This is a genomic window from Jatrophihabitans sp., assembly GCA_036399055.1.
In the GTDB taxonomy this organism is placed as follows: Bacteria; Actinomycetota; Actinomycetes; order Mycobacteriales; family Jatrophihabitantaceae; genus Jatrophihabitans_A.
On record DASWNX010000028.1, the window covers coordinates 33664 to 56921 of the forward strand.

The window sequence follows — 23258 nt, forward strand, 5'->3', positions numbered from 1 at the left end:
GCAGTGAGCCCACCGGTCCGCCCGGCGATCGGAATCGCGCATCGCGGCTTCTCCCCCGACGGCGCCGAGAACTCGATGGCGGCATTCCAGGCCGCGGTCGATCTGGGCTACCGCCACCTGGAGACCGACGCGCGGGTGACCGGTGACGGGGTGGCGCTCGCCTTTCACGACGCGATCCTGGACCGGGTGACCAACTCCCGCGGGCAGTTGCGGCAGTTGAGCTGGCGAGAGGTCAGCGCGGCCCGCATCCTGGGCCGCGAGCCGATCCCCCGGCTGGAAGAGGTGCTGTCGGCCTTCGGCGAGGTCAGCGTCAACATCGACGTCAAGTCCGACGCCGCGGTCGGACCGACGCTGGACGCGATCCGGCGCACCAACTCCTGGCATCGGGTGCGGCTGGCGGCCTTCTCCCCCGCCCGGCTGCTGCAGCTGCGCCGCACCGCCGGACCGGCGACCCCTAGCGCGCTGACCGCCACCGAGGTGGCCGCGCTCTCCCATGACCGGTTCGGCCTGCTGGCCGGCCCGCCCAGACGCGCCGGCCTGGCCGCTCAGGTGCCGCCGCGGATCGGCCCGCTGCAGGTGGTCCAGCCTCGTCTCATCGCCACTGCCCGGGCGCGCGGCATCGAGGTGCACGTCTGGACGGTCAACCTGCGCGCCGAGATGGTCAGGCTGCTCGACCTCGGCGTCGACGCGATCATGACCGACCGCGCCGACCTGCTGCGTGAGGTCCTACGCGAGCGTGGCCAGTGGCAGGCCTGAACGGCGACGTCGCCGGCGAGGGCGTCGACGCGGCCGCTGCCCTGCGATTGCGGCAGCGGCGCGGCTGGTACTTCTACGGCTGGGCCAGCCATGTCTTCCCGACCATCGTCGTCACCGTCTTCATGGGCCGTTACCTGACCTCGCTGGCTGAGAACGCGGTCGGCAAGACCGGCCGGGTGTCGGTGTTCGGGATACCGGTGGCGCCCGGGAGCTTGTTCGCCTACACCGTCTCATTCGCCACGGTGCTGCTGCTGGTCGCTATGCCGGTGGTGGGCGCGGTCGCTGACCGGACCGGCGCCAAGCGCGAGATCCTGCTGGGCTTCGGCTGGCTCGGGGCGGCCTCCTGCGTGGCCATGTTCGCCGTCCGGGGAGCGAATTGGCAGCTGGGAGCGGCGCTGTTCGTGTTGGCCTTCGTCGGGTACTCGTGCGCCACGGTGGTCAATTACGCGCTGCTGATCGAGGTCGCCGACGCCGCCGAGCGCGACCGGGTCTCCTCGATGGGCTGGGCGCTGGCCTACGTCGGCGGCGGGTTGCTGCTGGCCGCCGACTTCGCCCTCAGCCTGTTTCTGCGGGACAAGGCGTTGCTGGCCCGGATCTCGCTGTGCTCGGCAGGGGTGTGGTGGGCGCTGTTCAACATCAAACCGTGGCAGCTGCTGCGTGGCCTGCCCAAGCCGGCGCACGCGCCGGCTGCCAGCGCCGAGCCGGTGCTGCTGGCCGGCTTCCGGCAGCTGCGCCGCACCATCGCCGAACTGCGCCGTTACCCGCACAGCCTCGCCTTCCTGGTGGCGTTCCTGGTCTACAACGACGGCATCCAGACCGTCACCACGCTCGCGGCGCAGTACGGCGACAAGGAGCTGCGTCTCAACGACACCGTGCTGCTGTCGGCCATCCTGATCGTGCAGTTCGTGGCCTTCGGCGGCGCCATCTGGCTGGGCCGGCTCGCCGAGCGCTTCGGCGCGAAACCGGTGGTGCTCGGGTCGCTGGTGGTGTGGCTGCTGCTGGTGCTGGCCGCCTACTTCGTGCAGGCCGGAGCGGCCTGGCAGTTCTACCTGCTGGCGATCGCCATCGCCGTGGTGCTCGGCGGCAGCCAGGCGCTGTCCCGCTCGATGTTCTCCCGGCTGATCCCGAGAGGCTATGAGGCGGAGTACTTCGGCTTCTACGAGATCAGCGACTCCGGCACGTCCTGGCTGGGTCCGTTGATCTTCGGACTGGCCTATCAGTTCAGCGGCTCCTACCGCAGCGCGCTGGTGTCGCTGGTGGCTTTCTTCGTCCTCGGTTTCGTGCTGCTGCTGCGGGTGCCGCTGCGCGCGGCCATCGAACAGGCCGGCAACGTCGCGCCGGAGCGGGTCTGAGCCCGCCACGGCGAGTAACCTCGCCAGTCGTGCCTGACACCCGTGCCGACCTGCCCCCGGGCCGCGGCAGCGCCCTTGCCTCGGTGCCTGCTTCCGGTAACCGTCGTGAGATTCCGATGCCCGCCCATTTGAAGTTCTTCTACGGGCCGATGGACTGCGGCAAATCCACATTGGCCCTGCAGGTCGATCACAACCACGCTCGGCAGGGCCGGTCAGGACTGATCCTGACCCGCTATGACCGCTCCGGCCGGGCGCGGGTCACCACCCGGGTCGGGCTCAGCCACGACGCCATCGAGGTCACCGACGAGCTCGACCTGTGCAAGCTGGTCCGTCAGAACTGGGCGCAGGGCCGACGGGTCGACTACCTGATCGTCGATGAGGCCGGCTTTCTCAACCCCGAGCACGTCGACCAGCTCGCCGAACTGGTGGATGAATACCACGTCGACGTCTACTGCTTCGGCCTGTCGACCGACTTCCGCAGCTTTTTGCTGCCTGGCGCCAAGCGGCTGATGGAGCTGGCCGACGAGATCTCCGAGATCCAGGTCGAGGTGCTGTGCTGGTGCGGCTTGCCCGGCAAGCACAACGCCCGCGTCATCGCCGACCGGGTCACCCGAGAGGGCGACACGGTGCTGGTGGCCGACACCGTCGCGACCGGCGGGAACGACGTCAGGTACCAGGTGCTGTGCCGGGCTCACTACCGGCGCGGCGATCTGGGACTGGCACCTTCGTTGGGTGAGCAACTGACGCTGGACTGAGCGTCAGGCGCCGGCGGACGGCTCACGCCCACTCGTCAGCTGCCCAGCGTCTGGGCGCGTCAGAGAGATGAGTCTCAGTCTGCCCGTGGAAAAGGACGAATGCCGCGACGTGCTCGGTTGACCCGCCGACGCTCGACCTACGGTCGCTAGGCTGTCGGGAATCATCTGCCGGGACTGTTCGTTGGAAACTCGGTACCCAAGCATGGGTGAGGAGTGATCATAATGGCCGATCGTGTACTCCGGGGCAGCCGCCTCGGCGCTATCAGTTACGAGACCGAATACGCTGCCGAACCGGCGCCGCGTCAACTCATCAGATTCAAGTGCGAACGCGAGCACGAGTTCAGCGTTCCTTTCGCTCATGACGCCGAATTGCCCGCGACGTGGGAATGCCGGCTCGACGGCACCACCGCCAAAGCCGTGGACCTGCCGGAACCGGAGCCCAAGAAGGTCAAGGCCCCGCGAACCCACTGGGACATGCTGATCGAGCGGCGCACCATCGCCGACCTCGAAGAGGTGCTCGCCGAGCGCCTGGACGTGTTGCGTGCCCGCCGTGGCGGCCCTGGGGCGAAATCTCCCAAGACCGCCTGAGCCACACCCCTGACCCCACCACCGGGGTCGACCAAGCAACCGGCCCGACTGCTCAGTCGGGCCGGTTTCTTCTTTGACCCGAACTCTGCCCCCGGACGCCCCCTCAGCCGGGCGATCCCGGTCGGCCCCGGTCTCAGGTCCCGGTCGGCCCCGGTCTCAGCGCGAGCGGGAATCCGCGGCCTCTCGCGTCCTGCCCACCAGCCTGCGCAGCTGAGCCGCCCGGTGCGCAGCACCCCATTCGGTGACCCGCAGCAGGGCCTCTCGGACGATGTTCCCGCTCATCTTCGACTCGCCGCGCTCGCGCTCGGCGAAGGTGATGGGAACCTCGGTGACCCGGAAGCCGGCCTGCACGGCGCGCCAGGCCAGGTCGACCTGGAAGCAGTAGCCCTCTGAGGCTATCGAGGACAGGTCGATCGTCTGCAGCACCGAACTCCGGTAGGCCCGGTACCCGCCGGTGGCGTCGTGCAGCTCGATGCCCAACGCCAGGCGGGTGTAGAGGTTGCCGCCCCGAGAGAGCAGCTCGCGAGACCGGGGCCAGTTCAGCACCTGGCCGCCGGGCACCCACCGCGAGCCCAGCACCAGGTCCGAGTGCGCGATGGCCGCCAGCAACCTGGGCAGCTGCTCCGGGGCGTGCGAGCCGTCGGCGTCCATCTCGACCAGCACCTCATAGCCGGCGGCCAGGCCGACCCTGAAACCGGCCACGTAGGCAGCTCCCAGACCCGCCTTCTGGTCCCGGTGCAGCACGGTGACCTGGCTGTCCTGGGCGGCGATCCCGTCGGCGACCGCGCCGGTTCCGTCCGGGCTGCCGTCATCGACCACCAGGACGTCCACCTCAGGCACCGCGGCCCGAACCCGGTCCAGGATGAGCGGCAGGTTCTCGCACTCGTTATAGGTCGGGATGATCACCAGCGTCCGAAGTCGGTCCCCCGGTCCTGCTGCCGACCTGCGCTCGGCCTCGGTCACCCGTACCCCTCTCCTGTGGTCCCACCGTGCTGCGGCTCGATGCCGGTGCGCCTGGCGCGCTTGTCACTGCCTGGAAAGCGTCGGCCGCGGGCGCGGCCCGTCGGCCGCCGGCGTCGCATCGCGCCTGAGCCGCGCCGGACGCCGGCTGAGCCAGCCGCCGACCACCAGGCCCAGCAGCCCGAGGGCGACCAGAGTCCATTCGGCAGCCGCGCCGGTCCGAGTGGCCAGCGTAGTCGAACCACTCAGCGGCACCGTCCGAACCAGCACGTCAGCGGTGAACAGCGGCCCGGATTCGGCCATCATCCGCCCGTCGGCCCCGATGATCGCGCTCTTGCCGCTGGTGGCCACCTGCACCACCGTGCGGGCGTGCTCGACGGCGCGCAGTTGGGTCATCGCCAGCTGCTGGTAGGTCTCGGCGCTGCGGCCGAAGGTGGCGTTGTTGGTCTGCACCACCAGCAGCTGGGCGCCGGCCCGCACCGATGAGGTGACCAGCGAGTCGTAGGCGATCTCGAAGCAGATCACGTCACCGACCGGGAACGGGGTCTGGGTCAGCAGGCCGTCGCCGCCGCCGGCCACCATGTCCCGGCCCACCAGATCCACCTTGCTGCTGACGGCGCGGGCGAGCGAGCGCAGCGGGATGTACTCCCCGTAGGGCACCGGATGCCGCTTCACGTACCGCTGTCCGGGTCCGGGCGCGGCAGAGTCCGAAGGCATCCACACGATGCCGGCGTTGCTGACGTGAGTAGGCCCGGGGCCGTCGATGAGGGCGCCGACCAGGATCGGCACGCCCACCGCGTCGACCGCGCGCTGGATCACCGCCGCGGCGTCGGCGTTGGTGGTCGGGTCGATGTCGGAGGCGTTCTCTGGCCACAGCACCAGGCTCGGCCGGGGCAGCCGGCCCGCCTTGACCTCGGCCGCCAGCTTGAGGGTCTGAGCGACGTGGTTGTCCAGCACCTGGCGCCGGCGGGCGTTGAACTCCAGCCCCCGGTCGGGCACATTGCCCTGGATGGCGGCCACGGTGGCGCTGCGGCCGGGCTGGGCGCCCGGGCTGTCCTGGGCGCTCTGGCTTGGTTGCTGGGCCGGGCGCAGCGGGTAGGCCAGCGAACCGGCGACCAGCACCACCAGGGCCGCGACCACCAGTTGGCCACCGCGTCGTGCCAGGCCCTTGTCCAGGACCGCGGCCGCCAGCAGAGCGCCGACCAGAGCGACCGCGAAGCTCACCAGCGGCGCTCCGCCCAGCGCGGCGAACCACTTCAGCGGCGACTGGGCCTGGCTGAACGCCCAGCGCCCCCAGGGAAAACCACCGAAGGGCACTCGGCCCCGCAGCGCCTCCTGGGCCACCCACAGCGCCGCGGTCAGCACCACGCCGAACCGCCTGCGCTGCACCACCGGCAGGGCGGCGCCCAGCAGCGCCAGGAACCAGGTCTGGGAGAACACCAGCGCCAGCCACGGCGCCGAGCCGACGTAGGTCGCCGTCCAGTGCAGCATCGGCAGGAACAGCCCGGCCCCGTAGATCAGGCCGAGCAACGCCCCGCGGCGGGATCGCTGGCCCGAGACCGCGATCGACAGGCCGGCCACGGACAGGAAGGCCAGCGGCCAGATCCCGACTTTCGGAAAGGCCGCCGCCCCGAGCAGCCCGGCCCCCGCGGCCAGCAGCGAGCGGTAAATCATGTCAAGTCACCCGAGTCATAGATGTGCCGTCCCCGCAGGACCGTGCGCAGGCATCGCGGCAGGTCACGCCCTGGCGCCAGGTCGGGCAGGCCGGGCACGCCGGAGCGCTCGTCGGTGCTCCACTGCGACAGCCGCTCGTCCGCGGCGCCCACCCCCAGCGGCCCGGCCTCGAAGACGGCGTAGCTGGCCGGCGAGCCCGGAGTGAGCACGCCCGAGCCGTCGGACTCGGCGCGGGCGGCTCGCCAGCCGCCGCGGGTGTGCGCCGTCAGGGCCGCGCGTGGGCTCAGGGCATGGGCGGGGTTGCTCGGATGGACCGCTGCGCGCACCGCGCCCCACGGGTCCACCGGCGTGACCGGCGAGTCCGCGCCGAAAGCCAGCGGCGCCCCGGCCGCGGCCAGCGCGGCCAGGGGGTTGAGCCGACGGGCTCGCTCGACGCCCAGCCGCTGGGCATACATCCCGTGGTCGCCGCCCCAGGTGGCGTCGAAGGCCGGTTGCGCCGAGACGATCAGGCCGGCGCCGGCCAGCGCCGCCACGTCGGTGATCAGCTCGGCGTGCTCGATCCGGTGCCCGGCGGTGGAAAGGCGCGAGCCCAGCCGCTCGGCGGCCATCCGCATCGCCGCCACCACCTGGTCGGTGGCGGCGTCGCCGATGGCGTGGAAGCCGCCCTGCAAGCCCGCTTCGGTGCACTCGACGAGGTGCTCGGCCAGCTCAGCGGTGTCATAGCGCAGGTAGCCGCACCCGGCTTCCCCGGCCGGCAGGTCGCCCAGGTCGGCATAGGGCTGCAGCAAGCCGGCGGTGTGCGAGCCGATCGAGCCGTCACAGAACAGGTCACCGCCGGCGCCGATAGCGCCCAGTTCGGCAGCCGTCCTGGCGCCGCGCAACTCGCCCCAGTACCCGAACACCTGCGGATAGGGCTCGGGCGCCGACCCGTCCGCCACCAGAGCCAGCAGGCCGGCGAGGTCCTCGGCGCTGGAGATCTCCGGGCCGGCCATCTCGTGGACGGCGGCCACTCCGAGTGAGGCCGCGTGCCGCAGCGCGATCCGCTGCAGCTCGGCCCGCTGACCGGCCGTGATGGCCGACCGGGCGACCGCCCGCGCGGCGTGGTGGGCTGCCTTGGTGAGCCGGCCGTCGGCGGAGTAGCCGTCCATGCCTGCGATGCCCGGGACCGAGGCCAGCAGCGCCGAGGACGCCACCGCCGAATGGGCGTCGGTGCGGGCCAGATAGACCACGCCGCCATAGCTGGCGCGGTCAAGTTCGGCGGCAGTCGGCGCCCGCCCCTCCGGCCAGCGGGTCTCGTCCCAGCCCGAGCCCAGCAACGGCCGGCCGCCGCTGGAGCGGGCGGCTCGCTCGACCGTCCGCAGCGCCTGGGCGAGCGAGCCGGCCGATCGGAGCTCCAGCCCGCTCAGGGCCAGGCCGGTGTCGGTGGTGTGAAAATGCGCGTCGACGAACGCCGGGATCACCAGCGCTCCGTCCAGATCCACGGTGGTCTCGGCCGACATGGTCGCGGCCGAGACGTCATCGCCGAGCCAGGCCACTTCTGAGCCTGAGATCAGCAGCGCGCTGGCGTCACGGGCCCACGGGCTGTAGATCCGTCCGTTGAAGAGCAGAGTGCGCACCAGGCGAGTGTGCCAGCCTTGTCTGTGGGCGGGTTGAGGCGCTAACGCTGGCTCTGGTGTGTCCCATGGAATACGGTGCCGTAAAGACTTTCAGGAGGCTTGCCCCATGTCAGCCAGTATCGAGGACGTAGCAAAGCTGGCAGGCGTCTCGATAGCCACCGTGTCGCGCTCCCTGCGGGGATTGCCCGACGTCGCGACGGCGACCAGGGACAAAGTCCTGCTGGCGGCCCAGGAGCTGGACTACGTCGCCTCGCCTTTCGCCGCCCGGCTGGCCAGCGGCCGGTCCTCGACCCTCGGCGTGGTCGTGCCGTTCGTCAACCGGTGGTTCTTCGCGGAGGTGCTCGGCGCGGTCGAGTCGGTGCTCAGCGCCGCCGGTTACGACCTGTTGCTGCACAACCTAGGCGACAGCAAGGGCCGGGAGCGGTTCTTCTCCGTGCTGCCGATGCGCAAGCGGGTCGACGCGGTGCTGGTGGTCAGCCTGGCGCTGACCGACGACGAGGTCGCGGCGCTGAACACCCTGCAGCTGCCGGTGGGCGTGCTCGGCGTCAAGCACCCCGGCCTGTCCTCGGTCCGGATCGATGACAAGGCTGCGGCCCGAACCGCGGTGGAGCACCTGTTGTCGCTGGGTCACCGCCAGATCGCGCTGATCGGCGGCGACACCGATGACCCGATGCGCTTCACTCCCCCGCATCACCGCGGCATCGGCTACCGGGAGGCGCTGCTGGCGGCCGGCGTGACGCCGCCGGAAGGCATGGAAGTCCTGGGTTACTTCACGGTCGCCGGCGGGGAAGCCGCGATGCTGGACCTGCTGCGGGGCAGCCAGCGGCCGACCGCGGTGTTCGCCGAGTCCGACGAGATGGCCTACGGCGCCATCCGCGCCATCAGGCGCTCCGGCCTACGGGTGCCTGAGGACATCGCGGTGATCGGTTTCGACGACCACGCCACCGCCGACCTGATGGACCTGACCACGATGCGCCAGCCCGTCGGCGAGCAGGGTGCGCTGCTGGCGCAGTCGCTGCTGGCGGCTCTGGTCAAGGAGGCTGAGCCGAGCGACGTGGTGCTTGCCACCGAGCTTGTGGTCCGCGGCAGCACGGTGGCCTCGGCCAGCGCGTACGCCGGCTCGACCGGCTCGGCCTAGACAGCCGCCTGCGCGGCGGCCAGCTCGGCCGCGGTCGGCGGGTTCGCTCCGGCCCTGGCGCAGGTCAGCGCCGCCACCAGGATCGCCTCTTCGACCGCGGCTGCCACGACTGCCTGCCCGGCCGGCCCCAGGGCGGCGTGACCGGCTGGGCCCACGGCGGCGTGACCGGCTGGGCCCACGGCGGCGTGACCGCCGGCCGCGAGCGCGTTGATCAGCCCGGCCATGAACGCGTCGCCGGCGCCGACGGTGTCCACCACCCGCACCGGACGGGCCGGCGCGGCGCCGATCTCATCGCCGGCCAGAAAGCGCGCTCCCCGGCCGCCGTCGGTCACCACCACGACCGAGGCCCCGAGCCGCTGCCACCGGCGCAGCACGTCGTCGACGCCCTGGCCGGGGTAGAGCCAGTCCAGGTCCTCGGCCGAGGCCTTGACGACGTCGGCGAGGCAGACCATCGCCTCGACCTGGCTGACCGCGGACGGGTGGTCGGGCAGCAGCGCGGGCCGGATGTTCGGGTCGTAGCTGATCACCACCGGTCGCCGCTCCCGCCGCCGGCGCAGCTGGTCGGAGATGACGCCGGCCCCCGGCTGGGTCCAGGAGGCCAGCGAGCCGGTGTGGATCCAGGAGGTGTCAGCCGGCATCCGGTCCAGCTCGGCGGCGCTCCACTGCCAGTCGGCCGTGCCGGTCCGGTAGAAGTCGTAGCCGGCGTTGCGCTGAGCGTCCAGGCTCACCACGGCCACCGTGCTGGATTCGGCGGCGTCGACGGCGTAGGACAGGTCCACCCCGTTGGCCTCGGCGTGCGCCCGCAACTGCCTGCCGAAGGCGTCACCGGACAGCCGGGCCAGCAACTGCGCCGGCCGGCCGAGCCGGGCCAGGCCGATCGCGACGTTGAACGGGCTGCCGCCCGGATGAGCCAGGTAGGCCTTGGGCCCGGGCGAGGCCGCGGTCGCCGGATCCATCACCAGGTCGATCAACGCCTCGCCGATCACGCACACCATGCCACGACGCTATCGCGCGCGGAAGTTATCGTGTGCCGGGTGACCCGCGTGATGCTGCTTGACTCGGCGAGCCTGTACTTTCGCGCCTTCTACGGCGTGCCCGACACCGTGACCGCGCCGGACGGTATGCCCGTCAACGCCGTCCGCGGCTTCACCGACATGGTCTCGACCCTGATCACCCGCTATCAGCCGACCGACTTCGTCGCGTGCCTGGACTACGACTGGCGCCCGGCGTTCCGGGTGGCGCTGCTGCCCTCGTACAAGGCGCACCGGGTGGAGTACACCACCAGCAGCGGCACTCCGGACGTGGAGACGGTGCCCGACCTGCTCGAGCCCCAGGTGCCGGTGCTGCTGGCGGTGCTCAAGGCGGCCGGGCTGTGCTCGGTGGGCGCCGACGGCTTCGAGGCCGACGACGTGATCGCGACGCTGGCCCACCGCTACGGCGAGCAGGGCGTCGAGGTGGACGTGGTGTCCGGAGACCGCGACCTGATCGACCTGGCCACCGACCGGGTGCGGGTGCTCTACACCGGCAAGGGCATCAGCAACATCGTGGTGTTCACCCCCGAGGAGGTGCAGGCCCAGTACGGCGTGCCGGCCGGTCACTACGCCGACTTCGCGATGCTGCGCGGGGACCCGTCCGACGGGCTGCCCGGGGTGGCCGGCATCGGCGCGAAGGGCGCGGCGACGGTGGTGGCTCAGTTCGGGACGATCGAGCAGATCGTGGCGGCGGCGAAGTCCGGCGACAAGGCGATGAGCAACTCGGTGCGGGCCAAGGTGCTGGCGGCGCTGGACTACCTGGCTGTCGCCCCGGCGGTGGTGCGCGGGCGCACTGACGTCCCGGTGGCCGAGCTCACCACGGCCATTCCGGCCACACCCGCGGACCCGGAGATGCTGGCCGCTCTCGGCGAGCGGTTCGGCGTCCAGAGCTCGGTCGACCGGCTGAAGACCGCGCTGGCCAAGGTCGGCGGGGCCTGAGTCACAGCTGCTGGGCGATCACCCCGCGCCGCAAAGCCGTGCAGGCCGCCGCCGCGGTGGCCCTGATGCCGGGGTCGATCGCGTCGGCGCGGGCGAGTTGCTCGAGCAGGTCGAGCAGCTGGCGCATCCAGCGCACGAAGTCACCGGCCGGCAGCCCGGCGCCGTCGTCGGACATCGAGCTCAGCACCCGGTCCAGCGAGTCGCCCTTGGCCCACCGGTAGCTGGCCCAGACGAAGCCGAGGTCCGGCTCGCGTGAGAGCGGCAGGCGGTGGTCGGCCTCTCGCTCGCTGACCTCGGCCCACAGCCGCAGGGTGTCGCGCAGCGCGTCGCGCAGCGCTCCGCTGGGAAGCTTCGGCGCGGTCGGCTCGTCCCGGCGGGTCTCATAGACCATCGCCGAGCACACCCCGGCCAGCTCGGCGGCGTTCAGACCCGACCAGGCGCCGGCGCGCAGGCACTCGGCGATCAGCAGGTCTGCCTCCGACCAGATCCGTGACAGCTGCCGTCCGGCCGTGGTGATCGTGTCACCGGTCTCGGCGGCCGGGCTCATGTAGCCGAGCTCGGTGAGCAGCGCGCACACCTGGTCGAAGGTCCGCGACAGCGAATGGGTGCGTCCCTCGGCCCGCTGGCGCAGCGCGTCGTTCTCCCGCCGCAACCGGCTGGCCCGCTCGGCCCACCTGGCGTGTTCCTCGCGGTCGTCGCAGCCGTGGCAGGGATGGGCGCGCAGCGCCGCCCGCAGGTCCGACAGCTCTGGATCGTCGGCGGCGCCGTTGCGATCGCGCCGCCGGCGTGAACCCGGGTCGGCGATCCTGAGGTTGCGGATCGAGGAGGCCACGTCCTTGCGGGCGCTCGGGTTGCGGTGGTTGAAGTGCTTGGAGATCGGCAACCGCCCGAGCACCTCGACGACGTGCGGAAAGTCCAGCAGGGTGACCGGCCCGGCCCAGTGGTCCTCGGTGACGACCAGGGGCCGGGGGTCGGCCAGCGGCGAGGTCCCGGGGTCCACCACCACGGCCAGGCCCGCGCGGCGCCCGGACTGGATCCGGATCACGTCGCCGACCGACAGCGCCTCCAGCGACTGCACGACTGCGGCCCGGCGATCGGAGACTCCCTTGCGCGACAGCGACTTCTCCCGCTCCGAGAGCCGGGTGCGCAGCTCCTGGTACTCGGCGAAGTCACCCAGATGGCAGTGCATCCGGCTCTCGTAATCGGCCAGCGACTTCTCGTTGCGGGTGATCTGGCGGGTCAGGCCGACCACCGAGCGGTCGGCCTGGAACTGCGCGAACGATGACTCCAGCAGCGCGCGAGCGGTGTCGCGGCCCACCTGGGACACCAGGTTGATCGCCATGTTGTAGGACGGGCGGAACGACGAGCGCAGCGGGTAGGTCCGCGTCGAGGCCAGGCCGGCCACTCGCGCCGGGTCGATCTCGGGGCTCCACTGCACCACCGCGTGACCCTCGATGTCGATGCCCCGGCGGCCTGCCCGGCCGGTCAGCTGGGTGTACTCCCCCGGGGTCAGGTCGGCGTGGGCCTCGCCGTTGAACTTGACCAGCCGCTCCAGCAGCACCGTCCGGGCCGGCATGTTGATGCCCAGCGCGAGGGTCTCGGTGGCGAAGACGACCCGCACCAGGCCCCGGACGAACAGCTCCTCCACGACCTCCTTGAACGCCGGGATCATGCCTGCGTGGTGGGCGGCGATGCCCCGCTGCAGCCCCTCGGAGAACTCCCAGTAGCCCAGCACGTCGAGGTCCTCGGCGGCCAGGTTGGCCGTCCGGTTCTCGACCAGCAGCCTGATGTCCTCGCGCTCGTCCTCGGTGGTCAGCCGCAGATTGGCCGCGACGCACTGCCGGACGGCGGCGTCGCACCCGGCTCGGCTGAAGATGAAGTCGATCGCGGGCAGCAGCCCTTCCCGGTCGAGCCGGCCGATCACGTCAGGGCGCGAGGGCGGACGCCATCGCGGTCCCGGCCCGCCGCGGTAGCGGTCCCTCCCGGGCCGGCTGCGGTTGGCCAGCTCCGTGGTGCGCATCCGCTCCCGGACGTAGCGCAGCAGCGTCGGGTCGACCCGGACGCCGTCGGGCCCGCCAGCGCCGGTGTGCGGTGACTCGGTGTCCTCGGCGAACAGGTCGAACATCCTGCTGCCCACCAGCATGTGCTGCCACAGCGGCACCGGCCGCTCCTCGTGGACGATCACCCGGGTGTCGCCGCGGACCTCGACCAGCCAGTCGCCGAACTCCTCGGCGTTGGAGACCGTCGCCGACAGCGACACCAGCCGCACCGAGTCGGGCAGGTGGATGATCACCTCTTCCCAGACCGCGCCCCGGAACCGGTCGCCGAGGTAGTGAACCTCGTCCATCACCACGAAGCCCAGGCCCGCGAGGGCGTCGCTGCCGACGTAGAGCATGTTGCGCAGCACTTCGGTGGTCATCACCACGATCGGCGCGTGCGGGTTGATCGCGTTGTCGCCGGTCAGCAGGCCGACGTTGGCAGGGCCGTAACGCTGCAGCAGGTCGTTGTACTTCTGGTTGGACAGCGCCTTGATCGGCGTGGTGTAGAAGCATTTCTGCCCGACGGCCAGGGCGAGGTAGATGGCGAACTCGCCGACTACCGTCTTGCCCGCGCCGGTCGGCGCGCAGACCAGCACGCCGTAGCCCTCTTCCAGAGACTGGCACGCCTGAATCTGGAAGTCGTCGAGCTCGAAGCTGTAACCGGCCTGGAACTCGGTCACCCTCGGGAACTTCGTCCGCTGACGGGATTGGGCATACCGCTGCGCCGGCGAGGACATGGCTCCAGCGTACTTGCGCCTCACGAGCACCTGGCCGTTCTCACGTTCTCAGCCGTTCTGCCGTGCCCAGCGGCGCGCCCAGCGGTCCCCCGCCGTTCCCAGCGGGCCCCCGTCGTCCTCAGGGTTCTCAGCCGTCCTCGGCCGGACCGCGACGCGCCGGACCGCGACGAGCCGGACCGCGACGAGCCGGACCGGGTCAGCCGGAGCGGGTCAGCCGACCAGATCAGCGGCCTCCTCGCACTGCAGCAGGATCGTGGCGGCGTCGGCGCTGGGCAGCAGCACCGTCAGGGTGAACCTGCCCGGCTCGCTCGGGCTGAGCGTGGCGCATCGGTCAGACCTCGCCCGCCGCCGACGGGCCGCGGTCAGGCTCGGCGCGAGTTCGGTCATCGGGTGCTGCCGGTCGGGAGCGGGTTCACGGGGGTCTTCATACCTTCACTGTCGGCGTCATGGGCCAGATCCTAATCGAACATATGTTCGACTGATGCCCCGACCCGCCGAAACCCTCAGGCTGCGGCCCGCGCGCTGCCCTCCCCCGTGAGATCGGCGCCGGTGGCGCGGTCGCGCAGCAGCGCGTCGCCGACCGCCAGCGCCAGGGCGAGCACCAGGAACACCACCGCGACGAGCAGCCCGTGTTGCAGGGCCCGGCCGTAGTCTCCCCGGCTGGCCGACAGCTGGGCGTAGAACACCGAACCCACCGCGGCGATGCCGATCGCGGCCCCGATCCGCTGACCGACCTGGATCAGGCCGCCGGCCGTGCCACCCTGCTCGACCGGCACCTCTGACAGCGTCAGCGTCTGGTTCGGCGAGATGACCAGGCCCGAACCGACGCCACCCACCAGCAGCGGGGCGATCAGGGCCCAGCCGGTGAGGTCGGCGGGCACTTCACGGACCACCAGGATCACTCCGAGATAGCCGGCCACCACCAACCCCAGCCCGGTCACCACCAGCCCCCGGCCGAACCGGTGCACCACCCGCCCGGCCAGCCCAGCGGCCAACCCCGAGCCGACGGCAAAGGGCAGCGTGACCAGGCCGGCCAGCAGCGCCGAGTAGCCCAGGCCGAACTGCAACAGCAGGGTCAGGACGAAGAACAGCGAGGTGAAGCCGGCGAAGTAGATGGTGATCATCGAGCTGCCGAAGGAGAAGGACCGCCGGCGAAACAGCGTCAGGTCGACCAGGGCGTCGCCGCCCCGGTTGCGATACCGCACCTCCCAGGCCAGGAAGCTGGCCAGCAGCAGCGCCGCCAGGGGCACCAGCAGCCATTTGGCGTTGCCCTTCCACTGCTGCTCCTGCACGAAGGGAAGCAGCAGCACCACCACGCCGAGGCCTAACAGCAGCACCCCGACCGGGTCGAGGTCATTCCGCCGGGCTCGCTGCTCGGCCGATGCCTGCGGCAGCAGCCGCATCGCGAACGGCACGGCGAGCAGGCCGATCGGCAGGTTCACGAAGAACACGTACCGCCAGCCGTGGGTCTCACCGAAGACCTCGATCAGCAGGCCGCCGATCAGCGGCCCCAGCGCCGTCGAGATGCCGACCATGGCGCCGAACAGGCCGAATGCCTTGGCTCGCTCCCGGCCGCGGAACAGTTGCTGGATGAGCGCGCTGATCTGCGGCGTCAGCAACCCCGCGGCCAGCCCCTGGCTCAGCCGGGCGATCACCAGCCAGGTCGGGTTCGGCGCCACCCCGCAGAGCAGGCTGGCGAACGTGAACGCCAGCATGCCGAAGATGAACAGCCTGCGCCGGCCGCGGGCGTCACCCAGTCGGCCGGCCGGCACCAGCAACAGCCCGAAGGTCAGCGAGTACCCCGAGAGCACCCACTGGATGGCCTCGCCGGAGGCGTGCAGGCCCACGTCGATCGAGTGCAGCGCGACGTTGACGATCGAGACGTCCAACAGCACCATGGACCCGCCGACCAGGCAGACTGCCAGCGCCTTCCAGCGGTTGGGGTCGGGCACGAAACCGTCCTCGACTCTGGCCGGTGAGCTGTCGGGGACCTGCGGCGCGGGAGAAGCTGACACCCATCCATCGTGCCTGAGCCGCCGACCACCGGTGTCCCCTGCGCCGACGCCGGTCTCGTGGGCTGCTGGCTCCCGGCTACTGGCTACCGGTTACCGGCGCCGGCTCAGGGCAGGTCGCTCCATCCGGAGTCGGCGCGGGCCGGGCCGGGCAGCTTCTCAGGCAGCGGGTCCACCGTCGAGGCCACGTCGTCGGGAAGCTGCTCGGCCTCGGCCGCGGCCTCGCGCCGGGCCAGCCGCCGGTCGTGCAGGAAACACCACAGCACGGCCAGCTCGAAGAGCAGGCACATCGGCAGCGCCATCGCGACCATGGTGAACGGGTCGGCAGACGGGGTCGCCACCCCGGCGAACAGGAAGATCAGGAAGATCCCGAGCCGCTGGCCGCGCTTGAGCAGCGAGAACGGCAGCACCCGCACGGCGTTGAGCATCACGATCAGCAGCGGCAGCTCGAACGAGGCCCCGAAGACGGTGAGCATCAAGATCACGAACGAGATGTAGTAGTTGACGTCCAGACCGGCCTGGGTGCCACTGCCGGCCTGGGTGATCAGCACGTCCAGGCCCTTGTACAAGGTCAGGTAGGCCAGGCTCATCCCGAGGGCGAACAGCACCGTGGAGATCGCGACGAAGGCGACCGTCCAGCGCTTCTCGTGCCGGTGCAGGCCGGGCGTGACGAAGGCCCACAGCTGATAGAGCCACAGCGGGGCGGTCAGGACAGCGCCGGCCACCACCGAGACCTTGAGCCGGATGGTGAACCCGTCCAGCGGCGCCCGGAACAGCAGCTTGCACTGCTCTGGGCTCTGGTCGAGGGCTCCGAGGCGGTGCTCGAAGGAGATGTTGCAGTACGGCTGCTTCAGCAGCGCCAGCAGCGGGTTGTAGATGATCCACCCGACGATCGCGCCCAGAGCGACGATGACCATGACGATGATCAGGCGCCTGCGCAGTTCGCGCAGGTGGTCCAGCACCGACATCCGGCCCTCGGGATTGGCCTTGGTCGAGCGCTTGAGCGACCGGGTCATCGCAGCCTGTCCGCCGCGGCCTGCAACTGGGCGCCCAGTCGGGTCAGCTCGGCCATCTGCTGCTCGAGCCTGGCGCGTTCAGCGACCAGCCGCCGTGACTTCCAACTGATCTCATAACTGGCGAAGCCGAGCACGACCACGGCCAACAGGACAGCGAAGCCCCACGCGCCGGCGACAATCCAACCCTGCATGACTGGGCAGCTTACTGTTCGCGGTAGGCGGCCAGCGCCTGTGTGGCCGAGGCCTCGACGTCACGGGCCAACCAGTCCGGGGCCAGCACGGTGACCGCGCCGCCCGAGCGCCGGGCCAGCGCCGCCACCCAGGCCGGATTGGCCACCCGCAGCGTCACCCGCAAGGCCGCGCCCACCTGCTGCACCGTCTCGCACGGGTAGTAGTCACTGACCCATTCCCAACCCGGGCCCAGCCGCAGCTCGACCAGCAGATGCTCCGGCGCGGGCCGGTAGACCCCGGCGCTGACGTCGGTCAGGGTCACAGTGGCCGGCACGTCGGCCGGCTCGTCGAGCAGCGTCGCGTCCTCGATCCGGTCCACCCGGAAGATCCGCATGCCCTCGGCCCGGCGGCACCACGCCTCCAGGTACCCGATCTCCTCGGCGACGAAGACCCGGACCGGGTCGATGACCCGGCGGGTCGTCTCGTCGCGGTTGGCGGAGTAGTAGTCCATTTCGATGGCGCGCTTCTGCTCGACCGCCTGCCGGGCCAGGTTGAGCCAGCGATCACGCCCGGCCAGTCGGATGTCCACCGCGTCGGCGTCCAGGTGCTGGCCGGCCGCTGCCTCGATCTTGGTCAGGGCTCGCTCGGCCGCGCCGCCCTGGGTAGCGCCCGGGACGTCGGTCAGGGCGCGCAGGGCGACCGCCAGCGTCATCGCCTCGGTCGCGGTCAGCTTCAACGGCCTGCTCAGGCCGCCGTCGTAGGTGACCGACACCGTGTCCCCGTCGAACATCAGGTCGATCAGGTCCTCGGGCCCGGAGCTGCGTCCGCACAGCCACAGCATCTCCAGCTCCTTGCGCAGCTGCTCCTCACCGATCCCGAACGTGCGCGCGGTCTCGCTGATCGAGGCCACTCCCTGCGACAGGATGTAAGGCACCAGGGCCAGCAACCGGGACACCTTGTCGCTGGTGTCGGTCACCGGCCACCGCCGGTCAACGCCGTGCCTCCGGCCACCGCCGCAGGCTCGGCGCTCTCGGCACCCGGTCGGCCGCCGGTGACGCCGCTGAGCAACCCGATCACCGCGGTCACCAGCTCCGGCGGCTCGAGCGCGACGGCTTCGGCCCCGGCGCCGGCCACCAGCCCGGCAAGCCGGTCGAGGTCGCGGTAGTCCAGGGTCAGCACATCTCCCTCGGCGGTGCTGCGCACCTGCCGCGCCTGGCGCCGCAGCTGGCCGCCGCGGCCCGGAGCGACCCGCACACTGGCCAGCTGGTCGGGTTGGTGGTTGGCGCCCCGGACCAGCTCGAGCATGTCCAGGTCCTCAGGACGGCTGGTCTCGGCGGCGGTGGCCAGTGTCCTGACCTCGCCGACGATCCGGTCCAGCCGGAAGCTGCGCACATCGCCACGGCCTCGGTCATAGCCGACCACGTACCACCGGCCACGCCAGGACAGCACTCCCCACGGCTCGAGAACCCGTTTCTGCGGCGCGGGGGCCGACTGCTTGCGGTGGGCGAACTGCACCACCCGGCGCTCGGACACCGCCGCGACCAGGCCCGGCAGCGCCGGCTCGTTGCCCGGCAGCGGGGGCAACGCGTCGGCGCCGGGCGGCTCCTCGATCTCGATTCCGGCGGCGCGCAGCTTGATCAGCGCGGTCCGGGCCTCGGTGGCCAGCGACGCGGTGCTCCAGAGCCGGCCGGCCAGTCCCACCGCGGCCGCCTCGTCGGCGGTGAACTCGATCGGCGGCAGCTCGAACTGGTGCCGGGCGATCCGGTAGCCGTCCTCGGTGTCGAAGACGGAGTTGCGCCCGGTCTCCAGCGGGATCCCGAGCTCGCGCAGCTCGGCCTTGTCGCGCTCGAAGCTCCGCTTGAAAGCCTCGTCGGGATTGGTGGAGTCCTCTGACACCTCATAGCCCTCGACGGTGTCGCGGATGCGGTCAGCGGTGATGTACTGCCGGGTCGAGAGCAGGCACAGCACCAGAGACACCAGTCGTTGCTGTCGACGCGCCGCCATGTCCGACAACGGTAGGCGACGCCGACGCCCGCGCGGCGCGCCACCCCGGGCGGGCTGCGTGGTTCGTCGGGCCCCGGCGTTCACATCGAGGCAATCAGCTTCTCGACCCGGTCATCGACCGCTCGGAACGGGTCCTTGCACAGCACGGTCCGCTGGGCCTGGTCGTTCAGCTTGAGGTGGACCCAGTCCACCGTGAAGTCACGCCTGGTCTCCTGCGCGCGCTTGATGAACTCCCCGCGCAGCTTGGCCCGGGTGGTCTGGGGCGGCACGCTCTTGGCCTCGAACACCGCCAGGTCAGAGGTCGTCCGGGTGACCGCGCCGCGGTTGGCCAGCAGGTAGTACAGACCCCGGTCCCGCCGGATGTCGTGATAGGTCAGGTCGAGCTGGGCGATCCGCGGCGAGGACAGCGGCAGGTCGTAGCGGTTGCGGTAGCGCTCCAGCAGCTGGTACTTGGTGGCCCAGTCGATCTCGCGGTCGATCAGGCTGAGGTCGCCGGACTCGACCGCCTTGAGGGTCCGGCCCCACAGGTCGAGCACCTGCTCGGTGACCGGGTCCGAGCCCGTGGCGTCGACGAACGTCCGCGCCTTCTCGAAGTACTCCCGCTGGATCTCGCTGGCACTGGCCTGCCGGCCGTTGGCCAGCTTCACCTGCCGGCTGCCGGTCAGGTCGTGGCTGATCTCGCGGATCGCCCGGATCGGGTTCTCCAGGGTCAGGTCCTTGAAGGTGATGCCCTGCTCCATCATCCGCAGCACCAGGTCGGCGCTGCCCACCTTGAGCAGGGTGGTGGACTCGTTCATGTTGGAGTCGCCGACGATGACGTGCAGCCGCCGGTAGCGCTCGGCGTCGGCGTGCGGCTCGTCCCGGGTGTTGATGATGGGCCTTGACCGGGTGGTGGCCGAGGAGACGCCCTCCCAGATGTGCTCGGCCCGCTGGCTGAGGCAGTAGACCGCGCCCCGGGGGGTCTGCAGCACCTTTCCCGCGCCGCAGATCAGCTGCCGGGTGACCAGGAACGGGATCAGCACGTCGGCCATCCGGCTGAACTCGCCGTGCCGGGCGACCAGGAAGTTCTCATGGCAGCCGTAGGAGTTGCCGGCCGAGTCGGTGTTGTTCTTGAACAAGTAGATGTCGCCGGCGATGCCCTCGTCGTTGAGCCGCTTCTCGGCGTCGATGAGCAGGCCCTCCAGGATCCGCTCACCGGCCTTGTCGTGGGTGACCAGGCTGAGCAGCGAATCGCACTCGGGGGTGGCGTACTCGGGATGGCTGCCCACGTCGAGGTAGAGCCGGGCGCCGTTGCGCAGGAAGACGTTGGAGGACCGGCCCCAGCTCACCACCCGGCGAAACAGGTAGCGGGCCACCTCGTCAGGGCTGAGCCGGCGCTGACCCTCAAAAGTGCAGGTCACACCGTATTCGTTCTCGATACCGAAGATGCGTCGCTGCACGAACCCAGCCTAGTCAGCGTTGGAGCCGGATGCGCCTTGTGTGGCGTCATCGGCATGCATTTGTCGCCTACAAGCGCAATCGCAGCACGGGCTCGCCCCGGTCGTCGAACACCTCGATCCGGCTGATGCTCGACCGCGGCCACGGGCTGGTGCGGGTGATCTGGACGTCCTCGTCCGGCTGCGGGGTCCAGCTGCCGAGATCGACCCTCTCACCCCGGTGATTGAAGATCATCATCCGGTAAGAGGTGTCGGCGCGGCGCGGGTAACCGCCGCTGCCGCCGGCGTAGCCGCAGGCCAGCTTGACCCGGGGGCTCGAGTCGGACCCGACCAGCTGCACGGTGGCGTGCACTCCGACGGCGTTCGACCCGACCGGCTGCATCGCCAGGGTCTGCGGCCGGTGCGCGTTCTGCCAACCAAGCACTGCGCCGGTGGCCAGCAGGGCGAGCAGGCAGGCCGCCGCGGCCGCGAGCGAGCCGATCCGCCAGGCCCGCCGCCGGCGGCTGGCCGTGACCTGGCGCAGCAGCCTGGGCAGCAGCGTGTCCGGCGGGGACTCCGGAACCCAGGCCGAGATGTCGGCCCGAGCCAGCACCCGCGGCAGGTCCCCGAACTCGGCCACCCGGTCACGGCAGACCGGGCACCGGCTGAGGTGGCCCTCGAAGGCCTCGCGCTGCTCAGGTTCCAGCGCGTCCAGCAGGTAGGCGGCGTCGTCGAACTCGAAGCGGGCGTGCTCGTCGGCGAGCTCGCGCTCGGCGGCGCCCTCCCCTGCGCCCGGGCCGGTCACGGCAGAGCCCCGATCTCGTTGAGGGCCAGCTTGAGAGCCCGTAGGGCGTAATGCGAGCGAGACTTCACGGTCCCCTCCGCGATCTGAAGGTGGTGGGCGGCCTCGCGCACGCTCGAGCGCCGGTAGAACAACTCGACCAGGACGGCCCGGTGCTCGGCACTGAGCCGCAGCAGCGCGTCGGCGAACAGCCGGGACTCGACGAGGGCGTCGGTGTGGTCGGCGACCGCGGGCTCGGGGACGGCTGAGACCAGCTTCTCCGGACGCACGCTGCGCGCGCGCCACTCATCGATCACGATTCGACGGGCCACCGTGTACAGCCAGCCGCGGGCGGCGCCGGACTGCTCAGCCGTGAAGGCCGGGCTGTCGGGGTTGCGCCAGGCCCGTAGCAGGGTCTCCTGCACCACATCCTCGGCGGCCTGCCGGTCACCGCCGGTCAGCCGGACCGCGAAGGCCCACAGCGCCGCGGCGTGCTCGTCATGCAGGGCCTGCATGAACTCACGCTCATCGACCGCGCCGCGATCGGCTGGCATTCAGGCTCTCCTTGCGTGCTGGTTGCTTACACGGTGCGCGGTCAGTGGCTGGTGAGTGGGAGCGCCGTCCCGAACACATACGGCGGAGCTGTCCGGACGGTTCAATCCTGCTCCACCTGAACCGATCGCGCGCCGCATCCGTTCAAGTGTTTGAGCGAGCAATGACTTCTGACGAACGCAGACCTGGAGCCGGTGGATGATGAGAGAGCACGACGAGAGCCATTCGACACCGGCGGGCCTCAGCCGCCGCAGCCTGCTGGCGGTCGGGGCCGTCGGCATACCGGGGATCGCCCTGATCGGCTGCTCACAGGCCAAGGCGCCCGCCAACCAGCCGGCCGCGGGGTCGAACACCCCTGGCGCCGGTTCCAGCTCGGCTGCCGCCGGGTCTTCTAGCGCGGCCGCGACCGGGTCTTCCAGCGCCGCTGCTCCCAGCTCCAGCGCCGCCGCGGCGCAGGCGCTGGCCAAGCTGTCCGACATCAAGGTGGGCGAGGCCATCTCGGCCAAGGGGCCCGACGGCGCGGAGATCATCATCACCCGGCCGACCGAGACCACGGTCGCGGCCTACAGCGCGATCTGCACCCACCAGGGCTGCACGGTGAAACCGGCGGGCAAAGAACTCGACTGCCCGTGTCACGGCTCGGCCTTCGACCTCAAGGGCGCGGTGCTCAGCGGCCCGGCTCGCAGTCCCCTGGGCACGGTGAAGGTCGCGCTGTCCGGCGACGACGTGGTGGCCGGCTGAGCTCACGCCAGCGGCCGGAAGCTGCCACTGGCGTTCGCCGGCTCCGAACGGGTCAGGACCCGTCCGGGTTAGCCGACGTCGGCGGCGTGTCGGCGCCGGTGGCCTCGTCAGCGGTGCCGAGGCCGCCGGTCCCGGCAGGTTCGGCGGTCGCGGCCGTGCCGCCTTCGGCCGTCGTGGCCGTGCCGCCGCCGGCGGTGTCGACCACAGTGCCGTCCGGCGCGGCGGTCTGGTCCTGCGCTCCGGCAGCGCCGTTCACGCTGGCCGGCAGCAGGCTGCTCAGCGCGGGGCCGACGATCCGGCGGAACTTGCGCTGGCCCCGGTTGCGGTCCAGCACCGCGACCTCCAGGCTGTCGGCCACCAGCACCCGGTTCGCGCCGGCTTCGCCGCCGACTGAGCCCAGGGCCTGGACCGCGACCGACACCGCTTCGGCCAGCGGCAGATTAGAGCGGAAGGAGTTCTTGAGCGCGCCCGCGACCGTGTCGGCCTGGCCGCCCATGACCAGGAACTCCGGCTCGTCGACGATGGTGCCGTCATAGGAGAGCCGGTACAGCTGGTCCTGCCCCGCCACCGAGCCCACTTCGGCCACGCACAACTCGACCTCGTAGGGCTTCTGCTGCTCGGTGAAGATCGAGCCCAGGGTCTGGGCGTAGGCGTTGGCCAGCGCTCGAGCGGTGACGTCCCGGCGGTCGTAGGAGTAGCCGCGCAGGTCGGCCAGCCGGATGCCGGCCACCCGGAGGTTCTCGAACTCGTTGTACTTGCCTACGGCGGCGAAGCCGATCCGGTCATAGATCTCAGAGACCTTGTGCAGCGCCGAGCTGGTGTTCTCAGCGACGAACAGCACGCCGTCGGCGTAGGTCAGCACCACCACGCTGCGGCCCCGGGCGATCCCCTTGCGGGCGTACTCGGACCGGTCGCGCATGATCTGCTCGGCCGAGGCGTAGAACGGCATCGACATGAGGTGTTCTCCGGTTCGTAGGGTTC

The 23258-nt window shown here is 71.1% G+C and carries 22 protein-coding genes; 7 read left to right on the forward strand and 15 right to left on the reverse strand.

What is annotated here, in order from left to right; all coding sequences use genetic code 11:
- Nucleotides 1–3 precede the first annotated feature (3 nt).
- The 4 genes from VGB75_11050 to VGB75_11065 all read left to right on the forward strand — a co-directional run bounded on the left by VGB75_11050 (nt 4) and on the right by VGB75_11065 (nt 3451).
- Nucleotides 4–756, forward strand: coding sequence for a glycerophosphodiester phosphodiesterase family protein (locus tag VGB75_11050; GenBank protein ID HEY0167567.1), 753 nt, complete (start codon nt 4–6; stop codon nt 754–756).
- Nucleotides 744–2108, forward strand: coding sequence for an MFS transporter (locus VGB75_11055; GenBank protein HEY0167568.1), 1365 nt, complete (start codon nt 744–746; stop codon nt 2106–2108). Before VGB75_11050 ends, VGB75_11055 begins: the two co-directional genes overlap by 13 nt.
- Nucleotides 2109–2137: 29 nt before the next feature.
- Nucleotides 2138–2863 (forward strand): thymidine kinase, encoded by a 726-nt coding sequence (locus VGB75_11060; protein HEY0167569.1) that lies wholly within the window; start codon nt 2138–2140, stop codon nt 2861–2863.
- Nucleotides 2864–3085: 222 nt separating this feature from the next.
- A complete protein-coding gene (locus VGB75_11065; GenBank protein HEY0167570.1) occupies nt 3086–3451 on the forward strand; it encodes an RNA polymerase-binding protein RbpA in 366 nt (121 codons plus the stop codon).
- Nucleotides 3452–3607: 156 nt separating this feature from the next.
- On the opposite strand, the gene VGB75_11070 is transcribed toward VGB75_11065, so the two are convergent.
- The 3 genes from VGB75_11070 to VGB75_11080 all read right to left on the reverse strand — a co-directional run bounded on the left by VGB75_11070 (nt 3608) and on the right by VGB75_11080 (nt 7701).
- On the reverse strand, nt 3608–4414 hold the full coding sequence (locus VGB75_11070; protein ID HEY0167571.1) for a polyprenol monophosphomannose synthase: 807 nt from the start codon (nt 4412–4414) through the stop codon (nt 3608–3610).
- Nucleotides 4415–4477: 63 nt separating this feature from the next.
- Complete coding sequence (lnt, locus tag VGB75_11075; protein HEY0167572.1) at nt 4478–6085, reverse strand: apolipoprotein N-acyltransferase; 1608 nt, start codon at nt 6083–6085, stop codon at nt 4478–4480.
- Nucleotides 6082–7701, reverse strand: a complete 1620-nt coding sequence (locus VGB75_11080) for an amidohydrolase family protein (GenBank protein ID HEY0167573.1) — start codon at nt 7699–7701, stop codon at nt 6082–6084. Before VGB75_11080 ends, lnt begins: the two co-directional genes overlap by 4 nt.
- 106 nt (nt 7702–7807) lie before the next feature.
- On the opposite strand from VGB75_11080, the gene VGB75_11085 reads away from it, so the two are divergent.
- Entirely contained in the window at nt 7808–8839 is a 1032-nt protein-coding gene (locus tag VGB75_11085; protein HEY0167574.1) for a LacI family DNA-binding transcriptional regulator, read from the forward strand.
- Here the strand turns inward: VGB75_11085 and VGB75_11090 are convergent.
- On the reverse strand, nt 8836–9834 hold the full coding sequence (locus VGB75_11090; protein HEY0167575.1) for a carbohydrate kinase: 999 nt from the start codon (nt 9832–9834) through the stop codon (nt 8836–8838). The two genes, VGB75_11085 and VGB75_11090, sit on opposite strands and share 4 nt — an antisense overlap.
- 39 nt (nt 9835–9873) lie before the next feature.
- Between VGB75_11090 and VGB75_11095 the strand changes: the two genes are divergently transcribed.
- Nucleotides 9874–10809 (forward strand): 5'-3' exonuclease, encoded by a 936-nt coding sequence (locus VGB75_11095; protein ID HEY0167576.1) that lies wholly within the window; start codon nt 9874–9876, stop codon nt 10807–10809.
- 1 nt (nt 10810) lies between these two features.
- Here the strand turns inward: VGB75_11095 and VGB75_11100 are convergent, their stop codons facing one another.
- The 10 genes from VGB75_11100 to VGB75_11145 form a co-directional block, all read right to left on the reverse strand.
- The gene (locus VGB75_11100) at nt 10811–13585 is read right to left on the reverse strand and encodes a DEAD/DEAH box helicase (protein ID HEY0167577.1); all 2775 of its coding nucleotides are present in this window, start codon (nt 13583–13585) and stop codon (nt 10811–10813) included.
- A 210-nt stretch (nt 13586–13795) separates the two neighbouring features.
- Nucleotides 13796–13972 (reverse strand): hypothetical protein, encoded by a 177-nt coding sequence (locus tag VGB75_11105; protein HEY0167578.1) that lies wholly within the window; start codon nt 13970–13972, stop codon nt 13796–13798.
- A gap of 116 nt (nt 13973–14088) precedes the next feature.
- Nucleotides 14089–15600 carry an MFS transporter gene (locus VGB75_11110; protein HEY0167579.1) on the reverse strand — a complete coding sequence of 504 codons (1512 nt, stop codon included), beginning with the start codon at nt 15598–15600 and terminating at the stop codon, nt 14089–14091.
- Nucleotides 15601–15704: 104 nt separating this feature from the next.
- Nucleotides 15705–16613: a twin-arginine translocase subunit TatC gene (gene tatC, locus VGB75_11115; protein ID HEY0167580.1), complete on the reverse strand. Its 909-nt coding sequence runs from the start codon at nt 16611–16613 to the stop codon at nt 15705–15707.
- Nucleotides 16610–16804, reverse strand: a complete 195-nt coding sequence (locus VGB75_11120) for a hypothetical protein (protein ID HEY0167581.1) — start codon at nt 16802–16804, stop codon at nt 16610–16612. The genes tatC and VGB75_11120 overlap by 4 nt, the downstream gene beginning before the upstream one ends.
- Before the next feature lie 11 nt (nt 16805–16815).
- Nucleotides 16816–17760 (reverse strand): WYL domain-containing protein, encoded by a 945-nt coding sequence (locus VGB75_11125; GenBank protein HEY0167582.1) that lies wholly within the window; start codon nt 17758–17760, stop codon nt 16816–16818.
- Nucleotides 17757–18788, reverse strand: a complete 1032-nt coding sequence (locus VGB75_11130) for a WYL domain-containing protein (GenBank protein ID HEY0167583.1) — start codon at nt 18786–18788, stop codon at nt 17757–17759. The genes VGB75_11125 and VGB75_11130 overlap by 4 nt, the downstream gene beginning before the upstream one ends.
- 80 nt (nt 18789–18868) lie before the next feature.
- Nucleotides 18869–20227: a Pup--protein ligase gene (gene pafA / locus VGB75_11135; protein HEY0167584.1), complete on the reverse strand. Its 1359-nt coding sequence runs from the start codon at nt 20225–20227 to the stop codon at nt 18869–18871.
- 67 nt (nt 20228–20294) lie between these two features.
- Nucleotides 20295–21008 carry a zf-HC2 domain-containing protein gene (locus VGB75_11140; protein HEY0167585.1) on the reverse strand — a complete coding sequence of 238 codons (714 nt, stop codon included), beginning with the start codon at nt 21006–21008 and terminating at the stop codon, nt 20295–20297.
- The gene (locus VGB75_11145; protein HEY0167586.1) at nt 21005–21538 is read right to left on the reverse strand and encodes a sigma-70 family RNA polymerase sigma factor; all 534 of its coding nucleotides are present in this window, start codon (nt 21536–21538) and stop codon (nt 21005–21007) included. Before VGB75_11145 ends, VGB75_11140 begins: the two co-directional genes overlap by 4 nt.
- Nucleotides 21539–21734: 196 nt before the next feature.
- Between VGB75_11145 and VGB75_11150 the strand changes: the two genes are divergently transcribed.
- Complete coding sequence (locus VGB75_11150; protein ID HEY0167587.1) at nt 21735–22277, forward strand: Rieske (2Fe-2S) protein; 543 nt, start codon at nt 21735–21737, stop codon at nt 22275–22277.
- A 52-nt stretch (nt 22278–22329) separates the two neighbouring features.
- Here the strand turns inward: VGB75_11150 and prcA are convergent, their stop codons facing one another.
- Nucleotides 22330–23232 carry a proteasome subunit alpha gene (prcA, locus tag VGB75_11155; protein HEY0167588.1) on the reverse strand — a complete coding sequence of 301 codons (903 nt, stop codon included), beginning with the start codon at nt 23230–23232 and terminating at the stop codon, nt 22330–22332.
- Nucleotides 23233–23258: the final 26 nt, after the last annotated feature.

What these genes read in the sequence shown, in the direction of transcription:
- VGB75_11090 (HEY0167575.1), bottom strand. Translation starts at nt 9,834, where the DNA reads ATGGTGTGCGTGATCGGCGAGGCGTTGATCGACCTGGTGATGGATCCG.
- lnt (HEY0167572.1), bottom strand. Translation starts at nt 6,085, where the DNA reads ATGATTTACCGCTCGCTGCTGGCCGCGGGGGCCGGGCTGCTCGGGGCG.
- prcA (HEY0167588.1), bottom strand. Translation starts at nt 23,232, where the DNA reads ATGTCGATGCCGTTCTACGCCTCGGCCGAGCAGATCATGCGCGACCGG.
- VGB75_11100 (HEY0167577.1), bottom strand. Translation starts at nt 13,585, where the DNA reads ATGTCCTCGCCGGCGCAGCGGTATGCCCAATCCCGTCAGCGGACGAAG.
- VGB75_11085 (HEY0167574.1), top strand. Translation starts at nt 7,808, where the DNA reads ATGTCAGCCAGTATCGAGGACGTAGCAAAGCTGGCAGGCGTCTCGATA.
- VGB75_11130 (HEY0167583.1), bottom strand. Translation starts at nt 18,788, where the DNA reads ATGGCGGCGCGTCGACAGCAACGACTGGTGTCTCTGGTGCTGTGCCTG.
- VGB75_11065 (HEY0167570.1), top strand. Translation starts at nt 3,086, where the DNA reads ATGGCCGATCGTGTACTCCGGGGCAGCCGCCTCGGCGCTATCAGTTAC.
- tatC (HEY0167580.1), bottom strand. Translation starts at nt 16,613, where the DNA reads ATGACCCGGTCGCTCAAGCGCTCGACCAAGGCCAATCCCGAGGGCCGG.
- VGB75_11150 (HEY0167587.1), top strand. Translation starts at nt 21,735, where the DNA reads ATGATGAGAGAGCACGACGAGAGCCATTCGACACCGGCGGGCCTCAGC.
- VGB75_11145 (HEY0167586.1), bottom strand. Translation starts at nt 21,538, where the DNA reads ATGCCAGCCGATCGCGGCGCGGTCGATGAGCGTGAGTTCATGCAGGCC.
- VGB75_11120 (HEY0167581.1), bottom strand. Translation starts at nt 16,804, where the DNA reads ATGCAGGGTTGGATTGTCGCCGGCGCGTGGGGCTTCGCTGTCCTGTTG.
- VGB75_11105 (HEY0167578.1), bottom strand. Translation starts at nt 13,972, where the DNA reads ATGACCGAACTCGCGCCGAGCCTGACCGCGGCCCGTCGGCGGCGGGCG.